This is a genomic window from Streptomyces sp. NPDC008092 (assembly GCF_042957285.1).
In the GTDB taxonomy this organism is placed as follows: Bacteria; Actinomycetota; Actinomycetes; order Streptomycetales; family Streptomycetaceae; genus Streptomyces.
The window spans coordinates 140,372-163,299 of sequence record NZ_JBIBHY010000020.1 but is presented as its reverse complement, the minus strand read 5'-3'; the positions used below and the strand labels follow the sequence as shown (position 1 = coordinate 163,299).

General features: G+C 71.6%; 17 protein-coding genes. 4 read left to right on the top strand and 13 right to left on the bottom strand.

Features of this window, described 5'->3' with window-relative positions; genetic code table 11:
- Window positions 1–18: 18 nt before the first annotated feature.
- On the bottom strand, window positions 19–3,030 hold the full coding sequence (locus tag ACFZB3_RS44420; RefSeq protein ID WP_391388227.1) for a glycoside hydrolase family 3 N-terminal domain-containing protein: 3,012 nt from the start codon (window positions 3,028–3,030) through the stop codon (window positions 19–21).
- A gap of 127 nt (window positions 3,031–3,157) precedes the next feature.
- Between ACFZB3_RS44420 and ACFZB3_RS44415 the strand changes: the two genes are divergently transcribed.
- Complete coding sequence (locus ACFZB3_RS44415) at window positions 3,158–5,023, top strand: ricin-type beta-trefoil lectin domain protein (RefSeq protein WP_391388224.1); 1,866 nt, start codon at window positions 3,158–3,160, stop codon at window positions 5,021–5,023.
- Window positions 5,024–5,725: 702 nt separating this feature from the next.
- Here the strand turns inward: ACFZB3_RS44415 and cimA are convergent.
- The 5 genes from cimA to ureA all read right to left on the bottom strand — a co-directional run bounded on the left by cimA (window position 5,726) and on the right by ureA (window position 11,922).
- Window positions 5,726–7,336, bottom strand: coding sequence for a citramalate synthase (gene cimA / locus ACFZB3_RS44410; protein WP_391388221.1), 1,611 nt, complete (start codon window positions 7,334–7,336; stop codon window positions 5,726–5,728).
- Window positions 7,337–7,780: 444 nt separating this feature from the next.
- On the bottom strand, window positions 7,781–8,380 hold the full coding sequence (locus ACFZB3_RS44405; protein WP_391388218.1) for a TetR family transcriptional regulator C-terminal domain-containing protein: 600 nt from the start codon (window positions 8,378–8,380) through the stop codon (window positions 7,781–7,783).
- Window positions 8,381–8,452: 72 nt separating this feature from the next.
- Window positions 8,453–9,490, bottom strand: a complete 1,038-nt coding sequence (locus ACFZB3_RS44400; RefSeq protein ID WP_391388215.1) for an agmatine deiminase family protein — start codon at window positions 9,488–9,490, stop codon at window positions 8,453–8,455.
- A gap of 24 nt (window positions 9,491–9,514) precedes the next feature.
- Window positions 9,515–11,227, bottom strand: a complete 1,713-nt coding sequence (locus tag ACFZB3_RS44395) for an urease subunit alpha (RefSeq protein WP_391388212.1) — start codon at window positions 11,225–11,227, stop codon at window positions 9,515–9,517.
- Window positions 11,224–11,922, bottom strand: coding sequence for an urease subunit gamma (gene ureA / locus ACFZB3_RS44390; RefSeq protein WP_391388210.1), 699 nt, complete (start codon window positions 11,920–11,922; stop codon window positions 11,224–11,226). Before ureA ends, ACFZB3_RS44395 begins: the two co-directional genes overlap by 4 nt.
- 153 nt (window positions 11,923–12,075) lie before the next feature.
- Between ureA and ACFZB3_RS44385 the strand changes: the two genes are divergently transcribed.
- Window positions 12,076–13,524 (top strand): cytosine permease, encoded by a 1,449-nt coding sequence (locus ACFZB3_RS44385; protein WP_391388207.1) that lies wholly within the window; start codon window positions 12,076–12,078, stop codon window positions 13,522–13,524.
- 56 nt (window positions 13,525–13,580) lie between these two features.
- Here ACFZB3_RS44385 and ACFZB3_RS44380 read toward each other — a convergent pair whose 3' ends face one another.
- The 4 genes from ACFZB3_RS44380 to ACFZB3_RS44365 form a co-directional block, all read right to left on the bottom strand.
- Window positions 13,581–14,882, bottom strand: coding sequence for a KamA family radical SAM protein (locus ACFZB3_RS44380; protein ID WP_391388205.1), 1,302 nt, complete (start codon window positions 14,880–14,882; stop codon window positions 13,581–13,583).
- Window positions 14,883–14,901: 19 nt separating this feature from the next.
- Entirely contained in the window at window positions 14,902–15,975 is a 1,074-nt protein-coding gene (locus tag ACFZB3_RS44375; protein WP_391388203.1) for a hypothetical protein, read from the bottom strand.
- Window positions 15,976–16,056: 81 nt separating this feature from the next.
- A complete protein-coding gene (locus ACFZB3_RS44370; RefSeq protein WP_391388200.1) occupies window positions 16,057–17,145 on the bottom strand; it encodes a branched-chain amino acid aminotransferase in 1,089 nt (362 codons plus the stop codon).
- Window positions 17,146–17,384: 239 nt separating this feature from the next.
- Window positions 17,385–18,428: a 3-isopropylmalate dehydrogenase gene (locus ACFZB3_RS44365; RefSeq protein WP_391388197.1), complete on the bottom strand. Its 1,044-nt coding sequence runs from the start codon at window positions 18,426–18,428 to the stop codon at window positions 17,385–17,387.
- Window positions 18,429–18,560: 132 nt separating this feature from the next.
- On the opposite strand from ACFZB3_RS44365, the gene ACFZB3_RS44360 reads away from it, so the two are divergent.
- The gene (locus ACFZB3_RS44360; RefSeq protein ID WP_391388194.1) at window positions 18,561–20,108 is read left to right on the top strand and encodes a fibronectin type III domain-containing protein; all 1,548 of its coding nucleotides are present in this window, start codon (window positions 18,561–18,563) and stop codon (window positions 20,106–20,108) included.
- 123 nt (window positions 20,109–20,231) lie between these two features.
- On the opposite strand, the gene ACFZB3_RS44355 is transcribed toward ACFZB3_RS44360, so the two are convergent.
- From ACFZB3_RS44355 to ACFZB3_RS44345, 3 genes are all read right to left on the bottom strand, one after another.
- The gene (locus ACFZB3_RS44355) at window positions 20,232–20,363 is read right to left on the bottom strand and encodes a hypothetical protein (protein WP_294004210.1); all 132 of its coding nucleotides are present in this window, start codon (window positions 20,361–20,363) and stop codon (window positions 20,232–20,234) included.
- A gap of 275 nt (window positions 20,364–20,638) precedes the next feature.
- Window positions 20,639–21,175, bottom strand: coding sequence for a GNAT family N-acetyltransferase (locus tag ACFZB3_RS44350; RefSeq protein WP_391388192.1), 537 nt, complete (start codon window positions 21,173–21,175; stop codon window positions 20,639–20,641).
- 46 nt (window positions 21,176–21,221) lie between these two features.
- On the bottom strand, window positions 21,222–21,917 hold the full coding sequence (locus tag ACFZB3_RS44345) for an SDR family NAD(P)-dependent oxidoreductase (RefSeq protein ID WP_391388188.1): 696 nt from the start codon (window positions 21,915–21,917) through the stop codon (window positions 21,222–21,224).
- Between the two features lie 88 nt (window positions 21,918–22,005).
- Here ACFZB3_RS44345 and ACFZB3_RS44340 point away from each other — a divergent pair, with 88 nt between their 5' ends.
- Window positions 22,006–22,866, top strand: a complete 861-nt coding sequence (locus ACFZB3_RS44340; protein ID WP_391388185.1) for a helix-turn-helix domain-containing protein — start codon at window positions 22,006–22,008, stop codon at window positions 22,864–22,866.
- Window positions 22,867–22,928: the final 62 nt, after the last annotated feature.

Genomic DNA, 22,928 nt, shown 5'->3' with positions numbered 1-22,928 from the left:
CCCAGGAGCGCTGTCCTCCTACGCTGCCCGGTAGGCCTCCGTCAGCTTCTCCACCGCAGCCGCGTACCTGCCGGTCAGCAGCAGGTGGTCGGCGTCGGCGAAGGGCTTGGAGACGGCCGCCGTGACCGACTGGCCGATCTTCGCCTGGACCAGCAGCCGCGCCTTGGCGACGAGCTTCCGGCCGGCCGCGTCGGAGCCCGCCCGTTCGGCCGCCTTCGCCGCCGCGCCGAGCGCCTTCAGGGTGGCCTCGCCGCCCTTGGGGGCCTTGGTCAGGGTGGTCAGACCCCAGCCGTACGGGTACTGCGGGTCGTACGACGCGTCGCCCACGTTGATCGGCAGCTGCGCCTCGGACTTCGGCCAGGTGACCGGGAGCTGCCCGGTGAAGGCCTTCTTCCCGTAGAGCACGTCGGCCACGCCGTCGCCCTCGGTGCCCGGCAGCCAGGACGCCACCAGGGAGTCGATCTCGCCGAGCCGGTCGCCGATCAGCTGCGGGCGCCCGGAGACGACCAGCACCGCGCACTTCATGGCCGCGCACACCTTGTCCACGGCGGCCTGGTCGGCCGGGGTCAGCGTGAGGTCGTTGCCGTTGCCGACGTCTCCGACGCCCTCGGCGTACGGGGTCTCGCCGACCACGACCACGCCCACGTCGTAACCGCTCGTCGGCGCCGAGGCGTCCTTGGAGTAGGTGACGTCTCCCCCGGCGTTCCTCATGCCCTGGAGGATGGTGGTGCCGGTGGTGTGGGTGCCGGACTGGCCCTGCCAGGTGATGGTCCAGCCGCCGGTCTGGTTGCCGAGGTCGTCGGCGTTGGACCCGGCGACGTACACCTTCTCCGACTTCTTCAGGGGCAGCACGCCGCCGTCGTTCTTCAGCAGCACCTGCGACTCGGCGGCCGCCTGCCGGGCCACCGCCCGGTGCTTGGCGGAGCCGATCTGCGCGGCGCCGGAGGTGTCGGCGTAGGGGTGCTCGAAGAGGCCCAGCCTGAACTTCTGGGTGAGGATGCGGGACACCGCGTCGTCGATGCGCTGCCCGGTGACGGTGCCCGCCGTGACCTGGTCGGTCAGGGACGCCGTGAAGTCCTTGTAGCCGTACGGGACCATCATCATGTCGACGCCCGCGTTGACGGCCGTGCGCACATGGGCGGCGTAGTCGCCGGGGAGCTGGTCCATGGCGTTCCAGTCGCTGATCACGAAGCCCTGGAAGCCCATCCGCCCCTTGAGCACCCCGTTGATCATGTCGGCGCGGGCGTGCATCTTCACCGGGCCCTGGCCGTCGCCGACGATGTCCAGCGAGGAGTACGACGGCATGACCGTGCCGATGCCGCGGTCCACGGCGGTCTGGTACGGCGCCAGGTGGATCGCCTCCAGCTGCTGCCGGGTGACCGTGGTGACGCCCTGGTCGATCGTGTACGACCCGGTCGTGGAGGACCCGTACGCGGTGCCGCCGTCGCCGACGAAGTGCTTGGCGGTGGCGAGGACCTTGTCGTCGTCCTTCAGGTCGCGTCCGTCGGCGCGGCCCTGGAGGCCCTGGATGACGGTCTCCATGGACTTCACCAGGGCCGGGTCCTCCCCGAAGGACTCGTAGGAGCGGCCCCAGCGTTCGTCACGGGTGACGCAGAGGCAGGGCGCGAAGTCCCAGGGGATGCCAGTGGCGCGGACTTCGGAGGCCGTCACCGCGCCGGTCTTCTCGGCGAGCCCGGGGTCGCGGGTGGCGCCGATGCCGATGTTGTGCGGCATGATCGTGGCGCCGGCCAGGTTGTTGTGGCCGTGCACCGCGTCGACGCCGTAGATCAGCGGGATCTGGTACCGGGTCGCCTGCGCCCGGAGCTGGAAGGAGTCGATCATCTGCGCCCAGGCCGCGGCCGTGTTGGGCGTGGGGGTCGAGCCGCCGCCGGAGAGCAGCGAGCCGAGGTCGTACGCGGTGACGTCACCGCCGGTGCCCACCGCGCCGCGCTCGGCCTGGGTCATCTGGCCGACCTTCTCCGCCAGGGACATCCGGGAGAGGAGATCGGCGACCCGCTTCTTCACCGGCAGCTTGCTGTCCAGGTAGGGCAGTCCGTGCGCGTCGATGACCACCTGCGGGGTCTCGGCGGGGGCCTTGGCGCCGGTGACCGTGAGCTTCAGCGGGATGGTCTCCGCGGATTCGGCCGAACGGTCCTTCAGCGTCGGCACCTTGATGGTCTGCGTGGCCCCGGAGGCCGTGCCCGCCGGGAAGGTGAGGGTGCCGGAGACGGCCTTGTAGTCCTTGCCGGCGTCGGCGGTCCCGCCGGACGTCTCGTAGGCGACGGTCACCGGGTCGCCGGTCGGGGCGGAGCCGGTGGTCGCGAGGGTGACCTTGACGGTCGCCGTGGAGCCCTCCCTGACCGGGTAGACGGCCGCGTCCGTGGTGACGGAGGCCCGCAGCGCCTGGTCGGCCTTGCCGTACAGCTCCACGTCGTCCATGGCGAAATGACCCTGCACGCCGACCGGGAGGGTGACCGCGTACCCCCACATCTGGGTCAGGCCGAGGACGTGGTCGATGCCGCCGACCGGCTGGTAGTCGGTCCGGTAGACGAAGTCCGAGAACGGGATCTCGATCTGCTTCCAGCCGGTGAAGTCGTCGGTGAACGACGTCGTCCACAGCTCGGAGGCCTCCCCGTTGGCGCCGCCGTCCTTGATCTCGAAGGCGATCTTCTTGCCGTTGTCCTGGCCGTCCCACCAGAAGCGGATGCCCTTGTGGGCGGACCAGTCGTGGGCGGGCTCGGTGGCCGCGTAGTCGTGGGTGAAGCCGCCGTAGCCGCTGATGTCGTAGGTCCCGGCGAGGACCTTGGCACCCTCGGGGGCGTCGGCGCGGTCGGCGAACTGGAGGGCGGGCGGGTCGTCGCTGTCGCTCCCCCAGGTGAAGATGCCCTCGGCGGGCTGGGAGGCGAAGGGGACCTCGCCCTCGAAACGGTCGACGGGGGTGGGGGCCGGGTCGTCGGCGGCGCTGGCCGCCGACAGGGGTATCAGGGCTGCGAGCAGTGCGGTGGAGACGAGCAGGGCGGCTCTTGGCATGGACCTTCCCTCGACTCTCTGGTTCACTCGGGGCTCTCACAGTTCACTCATGGCTTAGATCACGACGTGAGTTAACTAACGGCTCGCACACCCGTCAAGACGTCCCGTCAGGAAGGGCGATGTGCCCATGAGAAGAACCCCCCACACCCTGCGCCTGCTGCTGGCCGGGCTGCTCACCGCGGCCGGCTTCAGCGCCGTCGTGCCGCCGGCGCACGCGGCCGGCGAGCAGGTCACCGCGTACCTCACCACCACCGACGACTCCGCCGGACGCCATGTCACGCGCGGGCTCCAGGCGCAGACGCCGTTCGCCTTCTCCGCCGGGACCGGTGGCAGCGGTACGAACATCACCGTCGACGAGAACACCCGCTACCAGACCTTCACCGGCGGCGGCGCGTCCTTCACGGACACCGCGGCCTGGCTGATGAACAGCAGCGGGGCGCTGTCCCAGGCCACCCGGGACGCGACCATGCAGAAGCTGTTCTCGCCGACGAACGGCATCGGGCTGTCGTTCCTGCGCAATCCGATGGGCGCCTCGGACCTGGCTCGGTACGGGTACACGTACGACGACGTACCCGCCGGGCAGACCGACCCGAACCTCAACAGCTTCTCCATCTCGCACGACCTCGCGGACGTCGTGCCGCTGACCAAGCAGGCGCTCCAGCTGAACCCCTCTCTGACTGTCATGGCCTCGCCATGGACGGCGCCGGCCTGGATGAAGGACAGCGGCTCGCTGAACGGGGGCTGGCTCAAGTCGGAGGACTACGCCGCCTACGCCGCGTACTTCGTGAAGTACCTCCAGGCGTACCAGGCGCAGGGCGTCAACGTCTCCTACGTGACCCCGCAGAACGAGCCCACCTGCTGTTCCGGCTACCCGTCGATGAGCTGGAACGCGTCGGGACTGCAGTACTTCCTCAAGAACAACCTGCTGCCGCAGCTCCAGTCGGCCGGCCTGTCCACCAAGGTCCTCGCCCACGACTGGAACTGGGACGTGTACGACTCGTACGCGGCGGCGCTCGTCAACGACTCGACGATCCGCAACCACCCCAACTTCGGCGGGATCGCCTGGCACGGCTACGGCGGTGACGTCGGCGAACAGACCACCGTGCACAACCAGTACCCGACGCTGGACGCCTTCGGCACCGAGCACTCGGGCGGCACCTGGATCGCCAACCAGCAGCGCGAGGACATGAACAACATCATCGACTACACCCGCAACTGGGCGAAGTCGGTGACCAAGTGGTCGCTGGCCGTGGACCAGAACATGGGCCCGCACAACGGCGGCTGCGGCACCTGCACCGGCCTGATCACCGTGCACAACGGGGACGGCGCGAGCGGCACGGTCGACTACACCGTCGAGTACTACACGATGGGCCACCTGACCAAGTTCGTCCGGCCCGGCGCGCAGCGGATCGCCTCCACCGCGTCCACCACCGTGCCGAACGTGGCCTGGCGCAACCCGGACGGCTCGAAGGCGCTGATCGCCTACAACGACTCGTCGAGCGCGCAGACGGTGACCATCAACTGGGGCTCGCAGCACGCCACCTACTCGCTCCCCGGCAAGACCTCGGCGACCTTCACCTGGTCCGGCACCCAGTCGGGCGGCGGCAGCCAGACGGGGGCCTTCGTGGGGCTCGCGAGCAAGTGCCTGGACGTGGCGGGCGGCGCGACCGCCAACGGCACGGCCGTCCAGCTCTACGACTGCAACGGCTCCACCGCCCAGCAGTGGACCGTGCAGTCCGACGGGTCGGTCCGGGCGCTCGGCAAGTGCCTCGACGTGACGTCGGCGTCGACGGCGAACGGGGCGAAGGTGCAGCTGTACGACTGCAACGGCACCGGAGCGCAGCAGTGGTCGTACAACTCCTCGACGGGTGACGTGGTCAACACGGCGGCCGGCAAGTGCCTGGACGTCACGGACAACTCGTCGGCGAACGGGGCGCGGGCGCAGATCTGGTCCTGCACCGGGGCGTCCAACCAGAAGTGGCACCTCCAGTAAGACCCTCGCCCACCCACCACCCGACTCGGTCGGGAGAAAAGTGAGAGAGACAAGACCCACCCGGCGCCGGCCGAACCGGCGCCGGGCGGCCCACCCGACCATCCGGCACGGTGAGGGCGGACCACCCGACCTCCGGCACGGTGAGGGCAGTCCGCCCGACGTCCGGCACGGTGAGGGCAGTCCGCCCGACGTCCGGCACAACGGCGCGGGCCGCCTGATGTCCGGCACAGCGGCGCGGGCCGCCTGACGTCCTGCACGACGACGGCGGGCCGCCTGACGTCCCGCACAGCGGGCGCAGGCCACCCGACATCCCGCACAGCAGGCGCAGGCCACCCGACATCCCGCACAGCAGGCGCAGGCCACCCGACATCCCGCACAGCAGGCGCAGGCCACCCGACATCCCGCACGGCGGCGCGGGTCACCCGACGTCCCGCACAGCGGGCGCAGGCCACCCGACATCCCGCACAGCAGGCGCGGGTCACCCGACGTCCCGCACAGCGGGCGCGGGTCACCCGACGTGCCGCACAGCGGGCGCGGGTCACCCGACGTGCCGCACAGCGGGCGCAGGCCACCCGACATCCCGCACAGCAGGCGCAGGCCACCCGACATCCCGCACAGCAGGCGCGGGTAACCCGACGTGCCGCACAGCGGGCGCAGGCCACCCGACATCCCGCACAGCAGGCGCGGGCCGCGGGGCTTTGGTTACTCGGCCGGCTCCACGCCCGCGCGCAGCAGGCCGTAGGTGTACGCGTCCTCCAGGGCCTGCCAGGAGGCGGCGATGACGTTTTCGGCGACGCCGACCGTCGACCATTCGGCGGTGCCGTCGGAGGTCGAGATCAGGACCCGGGTGGTGGACTCGGTGCCGTGCTTGCCCTCCAGGATGCGGACCTTGTAGTCGACGAGGTCCAGCTTGGCGAGCTGCGGGTAGATCTTTTCGAGGCCCACGCGCAGGGCGCGGTCCAGCGCGTTGACCGGGCCGTTGCCCTCGGCCGTGGCGACGATCCGCTCGCTCTTGGCCCAGAGCTTGACGGTGGCCTCGTTGGCATGGGTGCCGTCGGGGCGGTCCTCGACGATGGCCCGCCAGGACTCGACGCGGAAGTAGGAGCGCGGTTTGCCCTCGACCTCGGCGCGCAGGAGGAGCTCGAAGGAGGCGTCGGCGGCCTCGTAGGTGTAGCCCCTCAGCTCGCGTTCCTTGACGCGCTCCACCACCCGGCCGACCAGTTCACGGTCGCCGCCGAGGTCGACGCCGAGTTCCTTGCCCTTGAGTTCGATCGAGGCGCGGCCGGCCATGTCGGAGACCAGCATGCGCATGGTGTTGCCGACCAGGGCCGGGTCGGTGTGCTGGTAGAGGTCGGGGTCGACCTTGATGGCGGAGGCGTGCAGTCCGGCCTTGTGCGCGAAGGCGGAGACACCCACATAGGGCTGGTGGGTGGAGGGCGTGAGGTTGACGACCTCGGCGATGGCGTGCGAGATCCGGGTCATCTCACGGAGCCGGCCCTCGGGCAGCACCTGCTTGCCGTACTTCAGCTCCAGGGCGGCGACCACCGGGAACAGGTTGGCGTTGCCGACCCGCTCGCCGTAGCCGTTCGCCGTGCACTGGACGTGGGTGGCGCCCGCGTCGACCGCGGCGAGGGTGTTGGCCACCGCGCAGCCGGTGTCGTCCTGGGCGTGGATGCCGAGCCGGGCGCCGGTGTCCGCGAGGACGGTGGAGACGACGGCGTTGACCTGGGCGGGGAGCATGCCGCCGTTGGTGTCGCAGAGGACGACCACGTCGGCGCCGGCCTCGGCGGCGGCCCGTACGACCGCCTTGGCGTACTCGGGGTTGGCGCGGTAGCCGTCGAAGAAGTGCTCGCAGTCGACGAAGACCCGGCGGCCCTGGTCCTTGAGGAAGGACACCGTGTCGCGGACCATCTCCAGGTTCTCGTCGAGGGTGGTGCGCAGGGCCAGCTCGACATGCCGGTCGTGGGACTTGGCGACCAGCGTGATCACTGGGGCGCCGGACTCCAGCAGCGCCCTGACCTGGGGGTCGTCCGCGGCCCTGGCATTCGCCCGGCGGGTGGCGCCGAAGGCGACCAGCTGGGCGTTCCTGAAGGTGATCTCCTGCTGGGCGCGGGCGAAGAACTCGGTGTCCCGGGGGTTGGCGCCCGGCCAGCCGCCCTCGATGAAGCCCACGCCGAAGTCGTCCAGGTGCCGGGCGATGGCCAGCTTGTCCGCGACGGTGAGGTTGATGCCCTCGCGCTGTGCGCCGTCGCGCAGCGTGGTGTCGAAGACGTGGAACGAGTCGTCCAGCTCGTTGGTTTCCGTCTCGGTCATGGTCTCAAGGCTCCTGATGTCGAATCTCGGTCGTACCGGAATGACCGGCTCCACCGTCCCTCCATGGTCCCTCGCGCCTGCCTTCCGGCTGAAGGTGGGCCGGAAAACGAAAAAACCCCTCGCGGGTGCGAGAGGTCTGCGCGCGGGTCGAGGACGACGATGGCCACCCGTACCTGGTCGTACGTGGTGGTCACTGCGGACCGGCGCGCCTGCTGCCAATAATCATGGCGAACGAGAGCACGGAGGCAGTCTGGCACAGACCGGCCCGGTGCTCACCGTCCGTCTCATGATGCGAGCAGTGTGCAGTGCGGCACAGGTGTCGGCGCGGGCGTCGGCCCAGGTGCCGTACGAACGCGTCGACGGTGCCGTTCGTGTCGCCCGTCACCAGGTCGTCGGTCGGCGGTCGGCGGTCGGCGGTCGTCGGTCGTCGGTCGTCGGCGAAGGTCACGCGGCCGCGAGAAGGTCGGCTGCCAGGAACTCGCGCACATGGCCGAGGACCTGGGCCCGGTCCGTGCCGCGCAGCCCGATCGCCACGTGGATGGAGAAGCCGTCGAGCAGGGCGCGCAGGCGGGCGGCGAACCGGTCGGGGTCGACGGGCCGGAACTCGCCGCGCGAGATGCCCTCGGCGACCAGCGCCACCAGGTCGCGGTGCCAGGCGCCCTCGATGGCGGCCTGCCGGTCCCGGGCCGCCTCGTCGGCGTTCTGCGAGCGGTTCCAGACCTCCAGCCAGAGCGTCCAGTGCGGGTCGCGGTGCCCGTCGGGGACGTACAGGTCGACGTAGGCGTCGAGGCGTTCGCGGGCGGTGCCGCGCCGGGTGAGCAGCCGGCCGCGCTCGGCACCGAGCCGGCCCTCGCTCCACTCCAGGGTCTGGAGCAGGAGTTCGTCCTTGGAGCGGAAGTAGTAGAGGAGATGGCCGCTGCTCATGCCGACCTCGTGGCCGAGCGCGGCCATGGTGAGCTTCTCCAGGCCCCGTCCGGCGATCATCGTCATGGCGGCGGCGAGCACGTCCTCGCGGGGCGGGGCCTGTCTGCGCCCACCGGCCATTTTCGGCTCCTCGCACTACGGCCAGAACTGGATCTTCCAGAACTAGATCTTCCAGAACTAGATCTTCCAGAACTAGATCTTCGGCTGCTGCTGGGTGATGCAGTGGATGCCCCCACCACCCGCGAAGATCGTACGGGCGTCCACCAGTGTCACCGTCCGCTCGGGGAAGAGACGGCGGAAGATCCCGGCGGCGATCTCGTCGCGCGGGTCGTCGAAGCCGCACAGCACGACCCCGCCGTTGCAGAGGTAGTGGTTGATGTACGAGTAGTCGGCCCAGTGGCCGTCGGCCTCCAGGACGGTCGGGGCCGGCACCTCGACGACCTCCAGGGTGCGGCCGCGGGCGTCGGTCTGGGACCGCAGCAGGCCGATGACCTCCTTGGACACCTCGTGGTCGGGGTGCGCGGGGTCCGGCTGGGAGTGCGCGACCACGACTCCCGGGCGGGCGAACGCGGCGACGATGTCGACGTGCCCGAGGGTGCCGAAGCCGTACGGGGGGTAGTCGCCGGTGAGGCCGCGGGGCAGCCATATCGCCTTGCGGGTGCCGAGCATCCCGTGGATCTCGGCCTCGACCTCCTCCTTCGTCCAGCCCGGGTTGCGCTCGGGGCCGAGCTGCACGGTCTCGGTCAGCAGGACGGTCCCCTCGCCGTCGACGTGGATGGCACCGCCCTCGTTGACCAGCCGGGAGGCGTACGTCCGTGCCCCCGCGAGGTCCGCGACATGCGCGGCGATCTTCGCGTCGTGCTCCCAGCGGGCCCAGTGCTGGGCGCCCCAGCCGTTGAACGTCCAGTCGACGGCGGCCAGTTCGCGGCCGTCGGTGAGGAAGGTGGGGCCGATGTCCCGCATCCAGGCGTCGTCGAGGTCCCGCTCGACGGTGTCGACGCCGGGCCCGAGCAGCGTCTGTGCCGCCGCCGACTGGCCGGGGCCGCACACGACGGTCACCGGCTCGAAGCGCAGGACGGCGCGGGCGACCGACGCCCAGGCCATCCGGGCGGCGATGAGGTCGTCGGCGTCGTCGAAGGTGGGGTTGGGGCCCGGCCACGCCATCCAGGTCCGCTCGTGCGGGGTCCACTCGGCGGGCATCCGGAAGCCGTCGGAGGCAGCCTTGTTCATGGGGGTCCTTAGAGGCTTTGACATTCAGAGGAAGTACAGGCGGTTGAGGGAGACGGAGTCGGCGGGTTCCGAGCGCAGCGGTTCGCCGTCGAGGGTCACCAGGCCGGTGCGCTGGTCCACGTCGACCGCTCCGGTGCGGGAGTTGCGCCGCAGGTCGGCCGGGCCGATGCCGCGGGTGCCGCGGACGGCGACCCGGCGGCGCCGGGTGGGCATGGTGTCGTGGCCCTGGTCGAGGGCGGCCTGCGCGACGAACGCGACGGAGATGTCGGCGGGGGTTGCGCCGTGCGCCCCGAACTGGGGGCCGAGGACGAGGGGTTCGCAGGTGTCGGTGGCCGCGTTCGGGTCGCCGGTCACGCCGTACGCGGGGAACCCGGACTTGAGGACGAGCTGCGGCTTGGCGCCGAAGTACTCCGGGCTCCACAGCACGATGTCGGCGAGCTTGCCGACCTCGATCGAGCCGACCTCGTGGGCGAGGCCGTGGGCGATGGCGGGGTTGATGGTCAGCTTGGCCATGTAGCGCAGGACGCGCTCGTTGTCGTGGCCGTCGTCCGGGGCGCCGAGCTCGGCCTTCATCTTGCCGGCCATGGCGAAGGTACGGCGGACGGTCTCCCCGGCCCGGCCCATGCCCTGCGCGTCGGACGAGGTGATGCCGATCGCGCCCAGGTCGTGCAGCACGTCCTCGGCGCCCATGGTCCCGGCACGGATCCGGTCGCGGGCCATGGCGGCGTCGCCGGGCAGGTCGGTCTTGAGGTCGTGGACGGAGACGATCATCCCGTAGTGCTCGGCGACCGCGTCCCGGCCGAAGGGCAGGGTGGGGTTGGTGGAGGAGCCGATGACGTTGGGGACTCCGGCCATCTTCAGGACGTTGGGCACGTGGCCGCCGCCGCAGCCCTCGATGTGGAAGGCGTGGATGGTGCGGCCTTCGAGGACGCGGAGGGTGTCCTCGACCGACAGGCACTCGTTCAGCCCGTCGCTGTGCAGGGCGACCTGGACGTCGTACTCCTCGGCGACCCGCAGGGCGGTGTCCAGGGCGCGGGTGTGGGCGCCCATGTCCTCGTGCACCTTGAAGCCGGAGGCGCCCCCCTCGGCCAGCGCCTCGACCAGCGGAGCCGCGTGCGAGGACGAACCCCGCCCGAGGAAGCCGATGTTGACCGGCCAGGCGTCGAAGGCGCTGAACGCGTGCTTCAGGGCCCACGGCGAGTTGACGCCGACGCCCCACACCGGCCCGAACTCCTGCCCGATGATCGTCGTGACACCGGAGGCCAGCGAGGCCTCCATGATGCGCGGCGACAGCAGGTGGACGTGCGTGTCGACGGCCCCGGCGGTGGCGATGAGCCCCTCGCCGGAGACGATCGAGGTGCCGGTGCCGACCACGACGTCGACCCCGTCCAGGGTGTCGGGGTTCCCGGCCCGCCCGATCGAGCAGATCCGCCCCTCCCTGATGCCGATGGACACCTTCCGGATCCCGAGCACGGCGTCGATCACGACGACGTTGCTGATCACGACGTCACAGGTCTCGCGGACGGCGGCGGCCTTGAGGTGCAGTCCGTCACGGGCGGTCTTGCCGAAGCCGGCCAGGAACTCGTCGCCGTAGCGCTGCGAGTCCTCCTCGACGCGGATCACGAGTCCCGAGTCGCCGAGCCGGACGCGGTCGCCGGCGCGGGGGCCGTGGGTGGCCGCGTACTCGTGCGGGGTGAGGCGGCGGGCCTCGGCGGGGTGGCCTCCGGGACGGCTCATCGCTCGGTCTCCTGCTCTCGAATGCCCAGGTATCCGCAGGCGGCGGCGCGGCGCAGCGCCTCCTCGCGGGCGCCGGGCGCGTCCAGCGGCCCGTCGACGAGCCCGGCGAAGCCGATGGCGACCCGGCCGCCGCCGATCGGGACGAGACCGACCTCGTGCGTCTCCCCCGGCCCGAACCGCACGGACGACCCGGCGGGCACGGCGAGCCGCAGGCCGTAGGCCGCGGCGCGGTCGAAGTCGAGGCGGGGGTTGGCCTCGAAGAAGTGGAAGTGCGAGGTGACGGAGACGGGCACGGTCGCGGTGTTGGTGACGGTCAGCCGTACGACCGCCTCCGGGTCGGCGTGCTCGGGCCCCGGCAGCAGCGCGCCGGGCGCGTCCTCGCCGAGTCCGCCGCCGCCGATCGGGTCGGTGACGACGGCGAGCCGCGACCCGTCGTCGAAGACGGCCTCGACGTGCACCTCGGTGACGACGTCGGCGACGCCGGGCAGCACGTCGGCCGGGCCGAGGACGGAGCGGGCCGCCTCGATCGCCTCGGCGAGCCGCCGGCCGTCCCGGGCGGCCTCGCAGACGGTGTCCGCGATCAGCGCGGTGGCCTCCGGCACGTTGAGCCTGAGGCCCCGCGCGCGGCGGGCGCGGGCCAGTTCCGCGGCTCCGAAGAGCAGCAGCCGGTCACGTTCCGTGGGGGTCAGGCGCACGCCCGGCACCTCCTTCGCTTCGTCTTGCCCAGCTCGACTTAGAACAACACTCTAAATGCCGGATTACGAGAAGGGAACCATTGACATCAACCGCCGGGTCACCCACATTGAACGTCGCTCTAACTCTCAGGCGGCCGTCGAAGGAGACCAGCCATGCCGATTGAACAGCGCGGAGTCGACACGATCCCGGACGGGGAACGCACCAGCGGGCCGAAGGACCTGGTCTCGATCCTGCTCGGTTCCAACCTCTGCCTCGGCGTGATCATCTTCGGCTGGCTGCCGCCGTCCTTCGGGCTCGGCTGGTGGGCGTCGGTGAGCGCGATCGTGGCGGGCACGCTGGTCGGCACGGTGTTCACGGCCCCGCTGGCCCTGGTCTCGCTGCGCACCGCCACCAACCTCTCCACCTCCTCCGGCGCCCAGTTCGGGGTGCGCGGACGGCTGGTCGGCTCGGTGGTGGGCCTGCTGCTGGCCCTCGGCTACACCGCGCTGACCGTGTGGATCGGCGGCGACGTGATGGTGAGCGTGCTGGGCCGGCTGTTCGGGATGCCCGCGGACGGGGTGACGTACGCCGTGGTCTACATGGTCCTCGCGGCGGCGACGGTGGCGGGCGCGGTCTACGGCTACCGGGTGCTGCTCGCCATGTCCAAGGTCCTCGCCGTCGTCATGACGGGCCTGCTGGTCCTCGGGATCTTCGCCTACGCCCCGCACTTCACCACCTCGGCGCTGCCGGAGGCGGGCGGCTACCTGCTGGGCGGCTTCTGGCCGACGTGGTGCCTGGCGGCGGTGGCCGCGGGCCTGTCCGGGCCGGTCGCCTTCATCACCCTGCTCGGCGACTACACCCGCTACATCTCCCCGGCCCGCCACACCTCCCGCCGGGTCCTGCACGCGACCTGGCTGGGCCTGGTCCTGGGCCTGCTGGTCCCGCAGCTGTTCGGCACGTTCACCGCGTACGCGGCACGGGCGGCGGCGGACTACGCGGGCCCGCTGGTGTCGGCCTCCCCCACCTGGTACCTGGTCCCCCTCCTGCTCTCCGCCTCGGCCGGCTCGGTCGGCAACGCGGGCCTCATGCTCTACTCCATGGGCCTCGACCTGGACGCGATCCTCCCCCGCGCGTCCCGCGCCCGCGCCACCTACACGGTCGCCATCGTCGCCACGGCCTGCGTCTTCGCCGGCCACTACGCCTGGAACGCGCAGTCCGCGATGACGTCCTTCGTGCTCCTGCTCACCGCCATCGGCACCCCGTGGGCGGTCATCACCCTGATCGGCTTCGTGCGCTGCCGGGGCGTGTACGACGCGGACGCCCTGCAGGTCTTCAACCGGCGCTCGCGGGGCGGGATCTACTGGTACCGGGCGGGCTGGAACCTCCGGGCCACGGCGTCCTGGGCCCTCGGCGCGGGCGTCGGCCTGCTGGCGGTGTCCCTGCCGTCGTACGAGGGGCCGCTGCTGTCGCTCACGGGCGGGGTGGACTGCAGCTTCCTGCTGTCGGGGCTGGTGGGCGGCGCGGCGTATCTGCTGCTGCCCGCAGGCCCGGCCGCCCCGTCCCGCCCGACCTCCGAGGACGAGGACCGGACCGCACCACTCTCCAGCCCGTCCGGCGTTTGAGGACGAGGCCGTTCAGGCCGGAGGGGGGTCTGGGGGCGCAGCCCCCAGAAGGACCGTCACCCCGGCTCAAGCCCCGGCAGGAACCGGCTCGCCCCGAACGCCGGCTTCAGGTCGGTCCACCACGTCGCCCCCTCGTCGTACGCGGCGAAGAACGGCCGGTCGACCAGGTCCGGATCGCGGGCCTGGATCAGGTGCAGGACGAAGACCCGCTCCCCGGCCACCTCGGCGACGCCGTCCACGCAGACCTTGCCCGGCATCGCCGACATGACAGGACCGCGGACCGTACGGGCAAGGCCCGAGACGCGGGCGTAGGCGTCGCGGAAGACGGCGTGGCCGCGGGCCAGCGGGACGCCGAAGTAGCCCTGGGGGCCAGTGTCCCGCTCCACGAACTGGTAGTACGGCACCGCGCCCAGCGTGGTCGTCTCCTCCCACAGCTCGGCCCAGGCGTCCGCGCTGTCGTTGATCCCGGCGACCAGCGGGCCCTGGCAGCGGATCACGGCCCCGGTGCCGCGGACCCGCCGCATCGCCTCCCGGACGACGGGCGGGCGCAGCTCCTGCGGGTGCGTGAAGTGGGCCATCAGGGCCAGGTGCCGGCCGCTCGCCACCACCTCCTCGAAGAGGCGCAGCAGGTCATCGGCGTCGCGGTCGGTGGTGAAGCGGTACGGCCAGAAGGCGAGGGACTTGGTGCCGATGCGGATCGAGCGGACGGTGTCGATCCGGAGCAGCGGCTCGACGTAGCGGCGCAGCACCTCCGTGCTCATCACCAGGGGGTCGCCGCCCGTGACCAGGATGCTGGCGACCTCGGGGTGGGCGCGCAGATAGGCGCTGGTGGCCGCGATGTCGTCGGTCGCGATGCGCAGGTCGGCCTCGCCGACGAACTGCGGCCAGCGGAAGCAGTAGGTGCAGTAGGCGTGGCAGGTCTGGCCCTGGCGCGGGAAGACCAGCACCGTCTCCGGGTACTTGTGCTGCAGGCCGGTCAGCCGCTGCCCCTCGTGCACGGGGACGTTGGCGTCGAGCTGGCCGGAGGGGTGCGGGTTGAGCCGCATCCGGATCTCGTGCGCGGCGCGCTGGATCTCCGCGCGCGGCGCGGCCCCGGCCAGCAGGTCGGCCATCCGGCGGACGTCGGGCGCGGGCAGCATGCCGGACTGCGGGAAGGTCAGCCGGAAGACGGGATCCTCGGGCACGGCCGACCAGTCGATCAGTTCGTCGACGACGTACGCGTTCGTACGGAACGGCAGGACCGAGGAGACCGCCCGCAGCGCCAGCCGCTGATCGTCCGTCAGGGAGACCCGCCGGAGCAGACCGTCCAGGTCACGGGGCGTGAAGGCGCGGAAACGGGGGTGGTGCGCTGAGCTCATGTGTGGCGGGGCCCTCTGTTCATTCCGTGACCAGGACCGTGGACGGCCGCAACTCCACGAAGGCGGCCGCCCGCGCATCGTACTTCTCCCCGAAGTGGTGGATGAGCCGCCGGTGCAGCTCGCTCTCGTCGTCAACGACGATGACGTCGTGCGCGCCGGACCCGCTCAGCGCCTCGCTGTAGGCACTGAGTTGGTCGAGCCGGTGACGGGCCAAATAGGTGACGAGGTCGGGCGCGGCGACGTACAGGCGGTCGTCGAGGAAGACGAAGTGGCAGACGAACTCGCGTCGCCCGTCCGTGGCGTCGACGAGGGTGACGGGCAGCCGGGTGAAGCGTTCCATCGGCTTGCCCTGCTGCCACAGTTCGTCGAAGCGCTGCTCCACGAAGGTGCCCAGCGGCGAGCGGACCGCGACCTCCAGCTGGACCCCCTCTCCGGAGAGCCGGCCGACGGTCAGGAAGGAGACCAGGCAGCGCTCGTCCCAGCGGTAGAGGGTGACGCCGGGGGAGGTGGAGCACAGCCGTACCTCCAGGAGCTGCCGGGAGCCGGCGTCCAGGCGGCGGGCGAAGGCGTCCAGGGTGCGCAGGTTGCGCATGATGTCGCGGCGGATGTCGGCGCTCTGCTCGCCCAGTTCGCGACCGCGCAGGATGACGGCGAGGGAGTCGGGGTCCAGGAGCAGGATCTGCACCCGGGCGCCGCTCGCGGTGGCGGACCTGACGCCCCGGAACAGGCGCTCGGAGAACTGCGGTCCGAACAGGTTGGAGAAGGTGTCCAGGACCTTCACGTTGGAGGTCGAGCCGTGCACCTGCCCGGCGAACCACTCGTAGTCCAGCCGGGTGTGCTCGCGGACCCGGCCCTCCTGGGCCCGGGATATCAGCGGGCCGATGACGAACACGGTGACGACCACGCCGACGATGTCGGTGCCGAGGTTGAGGGCGAGGTTCTGCCCGTAGTTGTCCATCGTCGAGGCCCGCCAAAGCAGCAGGCCCGCGACGGCGGTGAGCAGGGCGAGCACGGTGAGGCTCTGCGGGCGGCGCGGCGTGCGTAACGTGCGCATCAGCCAGCGCAGCCGTGGCATCGGCGACCGTCCGCTCACGCGTGCTCCCTCCCCCGTGTGGACTCAGGAGATACCCGTACGGGGGAGGCAATACGCGTCGAACGGGCGACCGAAGATCGGTCAGCCGAGCTGGTGCATCCAGCCGTGCTTGTCCACGGCCGTGCCGCGCTGGATGTCGAGGAGTGCCTCGCGGAGCCTGAGGGTGACCTCGCCGGGCTCGCCGCCGGACTGCTGCCACTCGGCGTTCGCGCGCTTGACCGTGCCGACGGGGGTGATCACGGCGGCGGTGCCGCAGGCGAAGACCTCGGTGAGGGTGCCGTTCTCGGAGTCGCGCTGCCACTGCTCGATGGAGACCCGGGCCTCCTCGGACTCGTAGCCGAGGTCGCGGGCGACGGTGAGGAGGGAGTCGCGGGTGACGCCTTCGAGGATCGAACCGGTGAGGGTCGGGGTGACGATCTTGTCGCCGTACACGAAGTACAGGTTCATGCCGCCGAGCTCCTCGACCCACTTGTGCTCGACCGCGTCGAGGTAGCAGACCTGGTCGCAGCCCTGGGCCGCCGCCTCGGCCTGGGCCAGCAGGGAGGCCGCGTAGTTGCCGCCGGTCTTGGCGTCGCCCATGCCGCCGGGGACGGCGCGGACGCGGTCCTCGGAGGCCCAGATGGAGACCGGCCGGACCCCGCCGGGGAAGTAGGCGCCGGCCGGGGAGGCGATGACCAGGAAGAGGTACTCGTTGGCCGGCTTGACGCCCAAGCCGACCTCGGTGGCGATCATGAAGGGGCGCAGGTAGAGGGATTCCTCGCCGCCGTGCGCCGGAACCCAGTCCTTGTCCTGCTGGACCAGCAGGTCGCAGGCCTCGATGAAGGTCTCCACCGGCAGCTCGGGCATGGCGAGCCGGCGGGCGGAACGCTGGAAGCGCTTGGCGTTCTGGTCGGGGCGGAAGGTGGCCACCGAGCCGTCGGGGCGGCGGTAGGCCTTCAGGCCCTCGAAGATCTCCTGGGCGTAGTGCAGGACGTTGGTGGCCGGGTCGAGGGGGATCGGCGCGTACGGGACGAGCTGGCCGTCGTGCCAGCCGCGGCCCTCGGTCCACTTGATCGTCACCATGTGGTCGGTGAAGTGGCGGCCGAATCCGGGGCTGGCCAGGATCGCCTCGCGCTCGGCTGCGGCGAGCGGATGTGCGGACGGCTTGAGCTCGATCGTGGGCGTCGTCATGAGTAGGTGTCCTTCACCGGTTGTAGTGATGGGCCGCGCTCACACCCTTGTCCTAGGACGTCCGAGCATTCCCTCATGGCGCGGCTCCGCGTTCGATTATCTCGCGGGGGCCGGGGTGGAAGGAATCGGGGTGAATGCGGACCCGGGGTTGATGGTGGCACCCGGCGGCAGGCATGGGGAAGCCGCCGAGCGCTTGTGCGACCCGGCGGCTTCTGTCGTGAGGGGAGAAGCGCGGCGGGTCAGCCGGCTACTCGTACGGCGAGCGCGTCGCCGATCTCCGAGGTGGAGCGGGCGGGCCTGCCCTGGCGCTCGGTGAGGTCGGCGGTGACGGCCTCGTCGATGCGGGCGGCCTCGGTCTCGTAGCCGAGGTGGCGGAGCAGGAGGGCGACGGACAGGACCGTGGCGGTGGGGTCGGCCTTGCCCTGGCCGGCGATGTCGGGCGCGGAGCCGTGGACCGGCTCGAACATGGACGGGAACTCGCCGCCGGGGTTGATGTTCCCGCTCGCCGCGACGCCGATGCCGCCGGAGACGGCCGCGGCGAGGTCGGTGATGATGTCGCCGAAGAGGTTGTCGGTGACGATGACGTCGAAGCGGCCGGGGTCGGTGACGAGGTAGATCGTCGCCGCGTCGACGTGGATGTAGTCCGTGGCGACCTCGGGGAAGTCCGCGGCGACCTTGTTGAAGATGTTCGTCCACAGGTGCCCGGCGAAGGTCAGCACGTTGTTCTTGTGGACCAGCGTGAGCTTCTTGCGCGGGCGGGCCTGGGCGCGGGCGAAGGCGTCCCGGACGACGCGCTCGACACCGAAAGCCGTGTTGACGGAGACCTCGGTGGCGACCTCGTGCTCGGTGCCCTTGCGGATGGTGCCGCCGTTGCCGGTGTACGGGCCCTCGGTGCCCTCGCGGACCACGACGAAGTCGATCTGCGGCTCGCCGGCCAGCGGGGTGGCGACACCGGGGAGGAGCTTCGACGGACGCAGGTTGACGTGGTGGTCGAAGGCGAAGCGGAGCTTCAGCAGGAAGCCGCGCTCCAGGACTCCGGAAGGGACGCTCGGGTCGCCGATGGCGCCCAGCAGGATGGCGTCGTGCTGCTTCAGCGCGTCGAGGTCGGCGTCGGTGAGGGTCTCACCGGTGGCGTGGTAACGCTTGGCGCCGAAGTCGTACTCCTTGGTCTCCAGCTTCACATCCTGCGGGAGGACGGCGGAGAGGACCTTGAGGCCTTCGGCCACGACTTCCTGCCCGATGCCGTCACCGGGAATCACTGCGAGATTGATGCTGCGAGACATGTCGGCACCCTACTCCTCGTCCCATGGGATGACACACACTGTCCGGCATACGGACGCGGCGGGTCGTTCCGTCGACCTGCGTTCACCCGTATGTGCGGCTGGTGTTGGCCTGCGCTGGGCAGCGTCCCTCTCATGGACATCCCCGACTTCGGCATCCCGCCGCGGCTGGCCGCCCGGATGAGCATGGCCGAGCAGTACGAGTACCTGCGCGCCCGGCTGGTGAGCCGCCGCACCCTGGTGACGGCGGGCGCGGTGGCGGGCGGCGGCCTGGTCGCCGGGTGCGCCGCGAAGTCGGCGAGTCCGGCACCGGCCACCTCGGCGGTCCGGGGCGCGGCGGTCGTGCCGTTCGGCCGCCATCTCGCCTTCGGCGCCGACCCGCGCACGCAGATGCGGATCTCCTGGCAGGTGCCGTTCGCCGTGAAGAAGCCGTTCGTGCGGGTCGGGACCCGCCCGGACCAGCTGGGCACGCGTGTCGCCGCCGAGATCCGGCACCTGCACACCCCCGGGGTGCGGGGGGTGCGCCCGGTGGTCGAGCAGTACTACGTGCACGCGGCCCTGACCGGCCTCACGCCCGGCACCACGTACTACTACGGCGTCGGCCACGACGGCTGGGACCCGGCCGCGCCGAACCACCGCTCCGCCGTCACCCCGTTCCGCACCGCGCCCGCGAGCCCGGAGCGGTTCGTGTTCACGGCCTTCGGCGACCAGGGCGTCAGCCAGGCCGGAAAGGCCAGTGACAACGCCCTGTTGAAGCAGAACCCCGCCTTCCACCTGCACGCCGGCGACATCTGCTATGCGGACGGCAACGGCGCGGGGAAGACCTCGGACGGCTACGACGCCCGGGAGTGGGACCGGTTCCTGAAGCAGAACGACCCGGTGGCACGGTCGGTCCCGTGGATGGTGACGACCGGCAACCACGACATGGAGGCCTGGTACTCCCCCGACGGCTACGGCGGCCAGTACGCCCGCTTCGCCCTCCCGGACAGCGGCTTCGACCCGCACGGCTCACCGGGTGTGTACGCGTTCACCTACGGCAACGTCGGCTTCGTGGCGCTGGACGCGAACGACGTGTCGTACGAGATCCCCGCCAACCTCGGCTACAGCGGCGGCCGGCAGACGAAGTGGCTGGAGCGGAAGCTGAAGGAGCTGCGCGCGGCGAAGGGCGTCGACTTCGTGGTCGTCTTCTTCCACCACTGCGCGTACTCGACCTCCTCGCACGCCTCCGACGGCGGGATCCGGGCCGCTTGGCTGCCGCTGTTCACCAAGTACCAGGTGGACCTGGTGATCAACGGCCACAACCACGTCTACGAGCGCACCGACGCGGTGAAGAACGGCGGGGTCGGCCGCGCGGTCCCGGTCGGCGGCTCGACCGACCCGACGCGGGACGGGATCGTGTACGTCACGGCGGGCGGCGGCGGGCGGAACCTGTACGGGTTCCCGTCCGGGGTCAAGGACAGCTACGAGGGGCACGTCACCCGGCACGGCGCGGTGGACAGCTTCCACTGGGCCAAGGGGCAGCACAACGTCGCGGAGACGGTGGAGTGGTCGCGGGTGCGGTACACCGGCTTCTCCTTCCTCAGGGTGGAGGCGGAGGCGGGTACGGCCCCGCGGCTGAAGGTGTCGGCGCTGGCGCAGAGCGGTGCGCGGATCGACCACTTCGAGGTGCGCCGGGGCGGCTGATCCCCGGAGTTCCCCGGAGTACGGCGCGGCTGTCCCGGCCGCGCCGTACCCCGTGCGGGTGCGGCTCCCGTTGAGGGTTTGTTACTCGTGTTACCGGCGGTGCGTCAACGGCTCGTCAACGGCTCAGTGGCCGGTCTCGCCGCCGTTGTCGCGGCGGTCGAGGGCACGCTGGAGTGCGGCGGCGGCGTTCTTGCGGTCCGAGTCGCTCGTGCGGGACACGTGGCGGACTCGGCGGCGGACGGTCGTCTCGGCCATGGAAATCGACTCCTTCGACATACGTGGAGTACGGCAAGGGGGGATACGAGACGCCGGAAGGGGCGGGGAGCGGTGCCGCAGGGGTTGCCTGCACGGGGCCCGGCTCACGACCGCCATTCGCTTGATCGAGCGAGACGTTCGGCTCCTACAAAAGTAAGCGAGCGGCCCGCTTCTGTCTGCACAATTACTCGGACTTCCTACTATCTGAGACGGCAAGGCCGGGCACCCGCCGGTGAGCTGGGGTTTTGACGGCCGGGGCGGATGGGGCGAACGGGTTACATGACATCTCCGTCGCGCCAGTCGAAGATCAGCTCGTGGGCGGGGTCGAGGGCACCGGCGAGGGCGGGCCACACGAACACGTCCCCCTCCTCCGCCGCGAGCCGCACGATCCCCCGGTCCGGGGACAGGGCGCAGATCCTGCCGGGCCAGCGCTGCCAGCCCCGGACCGTGTACAGCCGGGCGCCGTCGTCGCTCGCGCCGAGCGCGCCGAGGTCGTAGGCCCGCTCGACGATCCGCTCCAGCGCCGCCATCACCCGCCCGCCGTGGCCCCGGCGGCGGGCGTCGGGGCGTACCGCGACGGCCTCGACGTAGCCGACGCGCAGCCAGCGGCCCCGGTGCCGGGCGCGGCGCATGACGACCGAGCCGTGGGCGGCGAGCCCGGCCTCGTCGTGGACGAGGGCGTGCAGGCCGCCCAGCCCGTGCTCCCAGTCGCTGTCGGCGAAGTCCCCGCCGAACGCCTCGTGCAGGAGGTCCCGGGCGGCGCGCAGGTCGGCGGGGTCGAGGTCGGCGGTGTGGGCGACACGGAGAGACATGGCCCAAGTGTCGTACGGAACCGGTGGGCTGCGGGGGCGTACCGGACTACCAGGCGACGGGACCGTGGCGGTCGACGAAGCGGCCCGTCCCGGCGCCGGACGGTTCGGTGGCGAGGCGGACGATCGCGTCGGTGCCCTCGGTGACGGTCTGCGGGCCGCTGTGGGCGTTGAGGTCGGTCGCGGTGTAGCCGGGGTCGACGACGTCGACGCGGATGTCCTTGAAGGCCTTGGCGTACTGGGTGCTGAGCATGACGAGCGCCGCCTTGGAGGAGTTGTAGAGCGGCGCCACGACGGTGGACTCGATGCGGGCCGGGTCGTGGGTGACGGCGCCCGACCCCAGCCCGCTGCTGACGTTGACGACGACGGGGTCCGCCGACCGGCGCAGCAGGGGCAGGAACGCGGTGGTCGTGCGGATGACGCCGAAGAGGTTGACGTCGAAGACGGCGAGGGCGTCGGCGGCCGTGAGCTCTCCCGGGTCGCCGTGCGGCCCTGCCACGCCGGCGTTGTTGATCAGCACGTCGATCCGGCCCTCGTGGGCGGCGACGTCGGCGGCCGCGGCGGCGACCGAGGCGTCGTCGGTCACGTCGATCCGCACGAACCGCGCGCCGAGCGCGTCGGCGGCCGCCGCGCCCCGCTCCGGGTCGCGGGCACCGACGAGCACGGTGTGGCCGAGTCCGGCGAGGCGGCGGGCGGTCTCGCGGCCGAGGCCCTTGTTGGCCCCGGTGATGAAGGTGATGGTCATGCGTCGATCGTCTGCCCGGCGCGGGGCCGCAGCCAGGTACGCCTCGACCGTAGGAACGGCGGTACCAGGATCACCGGGTTGGGGCAGGATGGGGGCCATGGCCAGGAAAGAGGAAGCCGGTCTGGGCCCGACGATCCGGGCCTGGCGGGAGCGGCTGTCGCCGGCCGCCGTGGGCGTGCCCGAGACCGGCCGGGCCCGGCGTGCGACGGGGCTGCGCCGCGAGGAACTCGCCGAGCTGGCCGGGGTGTCGGTGGACTACGTCGTACGGCTGGAGCAGGGCCGGGCCACGGCGCCGTCCGGGCAGGTGGTCGCCGCCCTGTCCCGTGCCCTGCGGCTCACCGCCGACGAGCGCGAGCACCTCTACCGCATGGCGGGCCTGGTCCCGCCGGACGGCGGTCCGATCCCCGACGACCTCCCGCCGGGTGTATGCCGCGTGCTCGGCCGGCTCGGGGACGTCGCGGTCGCCGTCTTCACCGCGCACTGGCAGCTGCTGTGCTGGAACGCCCGCTGGGCCGCGCTCCTCGGTGATCCGTCGGCCACCCCGCCGGAGCTGCGCAACTTCGCCCGCGAGCGGTTCCCGGTCGGCACCGCGGACGCCCGGGTCACGTGGTGGCCGGTGCACGTCGACGACGTCGACGGCTCGGACCTCGCCCTCGTCTCCGACCTGCGCCGCGCGACCGGCCGCTTTCCGCGGGACGCCCGGCTGGCGGAGCTGATCAGGGAACTGTCCGAGGGGAACGAGCGGTTCGCCCGGATGTGGGCGAGCGGCACGGTGGCGGGCCACCGCGAGGACCGCAAGACGGTCGAGCATCCGAGGGTGGGGCCGGTGCCGGTGGACTGCGACGTCCTGACCGACGGCGACTCCGAGCTGAAGATCGTGATCCTGTCGGCGGCGCCGGACACCGAGGCGGAGGCCAGGTTCCGGGACGCGGTGGCACCGGCGGGCTGAGCCTCATGGGAACGGGCCGGGAAGCCTGCTCGTGGGTCAGGCTTCCCGGCCCGTGCTCGGGG